The following is a 251-nucleotide window of genomic DNA, read 5'->3' as shown; positions in this document are numbered from 1 at the left end:
CGCTGCCGTCCCGGTCCCGGCCCCCTCAAGGGTCCCGGGCCGGGCGGCCGGGCGCCGCCGTCGGGCATCCCGGGCCGCAGCGGCCACCTCGAGGGCCGGACCGAGAATGCGCCGCGCGGCCCGGAAGTTCTGCCGGTATTCCACCACCCGGCCCAGGTCCGTGACGGGCGCGGAGATCATCCCCACGATGGTCAGACCGGCGGCGATGCTGGCCGTGGGCACCGCCTGCCAGGTTCCGACCGCGGCCACGG

Annotated in this window: 1 pseudogene; it reads right to left on the bottom strand. The window is 77.7% G+C overall.

The features are described from left to right. Positions 1-251: pseudogene (locus AC5RV2_RS19330) on the bottom strand (hypothetical protein); the annotation flags it as partial.

Source organism: Arthrobacter sp. Y3225116, from assembly GCF_059091245.1.
Note: the sequence above shows the minus strand (reverse complement) of the source record. Positions and strands in the feature narration are given on the sequence as shown.